This is a genomic window from Kitasatospora sp. NPDC085879 (assembly GCF_040686255.1).
Lineage (GTDB): Bacteria > Actinomycetota > Actinomycetes > Streptomycetales > Streptomycetaceae > Kitasatospora.
In genome coordinates this window covers 1-3337 of sequence record NZ_JBFBJZ010000168.1, presented here as the reverse complement: position 1 = coordinate 3337, position 3337 = coordinate 1, and the positions used below count along the sequence as shown (strand labels likewise).

The window sequence follows — 3337 nt, the reverse complement described above, 5'->3', positions numbered from 1 at the left end:
GCCCTCGGCATGCCCACCGTCCGACGGCAACCCCACGACCTTCAACCTGGAGATCACCCCAGATCAGCCGACGCGAAGCGAAACACGGAGGCTAGTGCTGCGTTCCTCAAAGCAGGTGCATGTAGCGGCGTCGGAGTTGTCGGGTTGGCGGTGCTGGTCGGCCCCAGACCCAGGGTCGGGCGCGGGCGTTGAGTTGGGTGGTGGCCAGGCTGGTCGCTCGGGTGATCTCGTCGGGGTCGGCGAAGGACTGCCCGGCGAGGGCGGCCTTGCGGAAGATCCGCCACGGTGGTCGAGCATCTGACGAATCCGGGTCGCCCCGATCCGTGGGTCGGGGGCGGTCTCGACGTCTGGATCCGCACGTCGTCGGTGACCGGTCGGCGCATCCGGACCGACGGGCCTGCTGGCGGCCGTTGAGCCCGGTGCCGGTGCCGCCCGTGGACGACGGGCGGCACCGGCTCGTGTGACGGACCGCCGTCACGGCGACGGCGGTCCGGATCCGGTCGTGCACCGGCTCAGCGGCCGGCCCGGTAGGCGCGGGGGTGTTCGAGACCGGCCTCGGTATCGTCCTCGGCCCAGTCGAGCGTCTGGTGGACTGCCACGACTCCGTCGACGGCCCGGCACAGTTGTTCGGCGATCGGGATCAGGGTGCGCCGCGGTAGGCGGCCAGCGACCGTGACGACGCCGTCCTGCACGGTCACCCGGACGTCCTCCGGGGAGGTCCGGAGGAACTCGCCGAACACGTCATGGACGATCTCCTCACGGATCGCTGCGTCGTGCCGCAGGAAGACCTCCAGCAGGTCGCGGCGGCTCACGATGCCGACGAGGCGGCCGGCCTCGTCCACCACGGGGAGGCGCTTGACCTTGTGCTTGTCCATCTGCCGGGCGGCTTCCGGCACCGACCAGCCGGTCCGGGCGGTGATCGCCGGCGAGGTCATCAGGCCTCCGGCCGTCTCCGCCTCGGCGCGGGCGCGGTCCTTCGGGGGCAGCCATCGCCCCGGCGTGTGGCCCTCGGGGTCGGGCAGCACCGCCTCCTTGCGGATCAGGTCCGCCTCGGAGACCATGCCGATCGGCCTGTCCTCGTCGTCGAGTACGGGGACGGCCGTGATGTCGTTGCGGTGGAACAGGGCCACGACCGACTTGAACGGCGTGTCCGGCCGCGCGGTCACCACTTCCCGGGTCATGACGTCGTGAACGCTGCGGTGCTGCATTGTCCTCGCTCCTCCTCTGTCCGGTCTGCACTCTCACTGCGACTCGGTCGCTTCAACCGCGCTTCTCGGTCTCGTCGGTGACGGAGACGACGCCGTCGATCGAGCGGCACAGCCTGCTGACGATCGGGGCCAGGTAGGGCGGGTCGATGGTTCCGCCGAGCGTCACCCGCCCCTGGTCGACCTTCACGCTCACGGCGGCGGGGTCGACGCCTTCGATCTCGCAGAGCACCTCGTCGACGATCTCCTGTTCTACGGCCCGGTCGTCCCGGAGGAAGACCTGCACCAGGTCGGCTCTGCTGACCATGCCGACCAGTCGGCCGTCGGTGTCCACCACGGGCAGGCGCTTCACCCCGTGCCGCTCCATCTGCCGGGCGGCGGCGACCACGCTGGCGTCCGCCGTGGTGCAGACGGGCGGGGCGGACATCAGCTCGGCGGCCGTGGCTCTGTCTGCGTCCCGCCGGGGTGCGGCCCGCATCTCTGCGGGGTCGTCCTGGAGGGCCTGGGTGTGCAGCAGGTCCGCCTCGGACACGATGCCGATCGGACGGTCCGCACGGTCGACCACCGGCACGGCGCTGATCCGGTGCACGGCCAGCGTTGCCGCGATCTCGCGGAAGCCGGTGTCCGGTGGGACGCGGACCACCTCCCGGGTCATCACGTCGGCCACCTGTCGGTGTCTCATGACCCGCCTCCCTCGCCGCGTTCGACTTCCGCTCCGCCCCCGGCGGGAAGGATGACGCGGCCGGTCACGGTCTCCGGATCGATGCGGATCCACAGGTGCCGGGTGCCGCCCGCCCAGGGTTCGGTGGCGGCCAGCCGGTCGAGCCGGTGGTCCTCCGCGGGATCGCCGACGCGCTCCGCCCTTCCGCCGATCAGGACGCTCCACCCGGAGCTGCTCGCGTCGTCCACCCGATCCACCTCGAAGCCGACGTCGGAGCCGGCGGCCGTGGCCGCGACTCCGAAGTCGGCCGTCCGGTAGGCGATCGCCCGGCCGTCCACGGTGTAGTTGACCGGCAGAACGATCGGGTAGGGCTGGCCCGGTAGTGCGATCCGGCCGACGCCGTGGGTACCCAGCCGCTCCCAGCACTCCTTCTCGGTGAGCCTGAGCAGTCGGGGGTGCAGGGCCGCCGGTGGGCCGCCGGGAGGGGCGTCGGGGCGTCCTTCGACGAGGTCCTCCTTGCTGAGCCCGAGGACGTGTGCCAGGCGGAACATCGCACCCGGGTCGAAACCCGGCCCGAAGTCCAGGAGGTGGCCGAGGTACCGGGGCGACATGCCCGCGCGGGCGGCCGCGCCGTCCTGGGTGAGGCCGAGTTGGCGGCACCGTGCGACGACCCGTCGGGTGATGTCTTCCGGTATGCCGTCGAACAAGCCGGTCAGGGCGGGCAGCGTGCTGTTCGTGTTCATGGCCCACGGTCCTCGGGTGCGGAAGAAGGCGACTGCCGGGCTTCCCTTTCAGCGTCGTGCCGGCCCGGTGCCGGCACCATGGGCCGGACGGCCCGCAGGACGGGTCGAGCGGCCCACTGCCACGGCGCGTGCGGGCACCGCCCCTGCCCCGGAATCGGCCGTCCGACCGGGAGGGAGGAGGACGTGGCAAACTCCGCGACGAGGGCGGATCCCCCTGTCGCAGCTCCGTCCGAACGATCCGCTCGACGTCCTCCAGGCCAGGCTGGAGGCCGCCCGGCACACCGTGGCCACCTCCGTCGAGGTGGTGCTCAGCACCGGCTCCGACCTGGTGCTCACGGCCGCGGACAACGGTCGCGGGCAACGGTGCCGGACTGCCGGAGGGCGGACGGCGCAGCGGGCCGGCCCACCCGGCCGATCGGGCGGCTGGTCCGGCGGGTCCCCGCGCCGGCTGCCTGGGCTCACTCCGCTTCGTCGTTCCTGTCGATGCTGTCGGTGACCGGGAGCCGCGGAGTGGGCGCGCCCTCCGGGCCGTAGCCGAGCCTGAGGATCATCTGCACGCAGCCGGGCCCGTGCGACGGGTCCCGGGTCTCCCACCGCAACTCGGGCCACTCGACGGCCTGGTGCAGCATCGACGCGCGGACCTGGTGGACGGTGGCGACCAGCAGCACGTGCTGCAGTGCCAGACCGGCCCTCAGCCAGTCCGCCGGGTCGTCCCGTTCGGTGGACAG

Annotated in this window: 3 protein-coding genes and 1 pseudogene; all 4 read right to left on the bottom strand. The window is 72.4% G+C overall.

What is annotated here, in order from left to right:
- Positions 1-512 precede the first annotated feature (512 nt).
- Complete coding sequence (locus AB0P35_RS41695; protein ID WP_363521733.1) at positions 513-1208, bottom strand: CBS domain-containing protein; 696 nt, start codon at positions 1206-1208, stop codon at positions 513-515.
- A gap of 52 nt (positions 1209-1260) precedes the next feature.
- A complete protein-coding gene (locus tag AB0P35_RS41690) occupies positions 1261-1887 on the bottom strand; it encodes a CBS domain-containing protein (protein ID WP_363521731.1) in 627 nt (208 codons plus the stop codon).
- On the bottom strand, positions 1884-2609 hold the full coding sequence (locus AB0P35_RS41685; RefSeq protein WP_363521729.1) for a pyridoxamine 5'-phosphate oxidase family protein: 726 nt from the start codon (positions 2607-2609) through the stop codon (positions 1884-1886). The genes AB0P35_RS41690 and AB0P35_RS41685 overlap by 4 nt, the downstream gene beginning before the upstream one ends.
- A 458-nt stretch (positions 2610-3067) precedes the next feature.
- Positions 3068-3337 (bottom strand): annotated as a pseudogene (locus AB0P35_RS41680) (hypothetical protein); the annotation flags it as partial.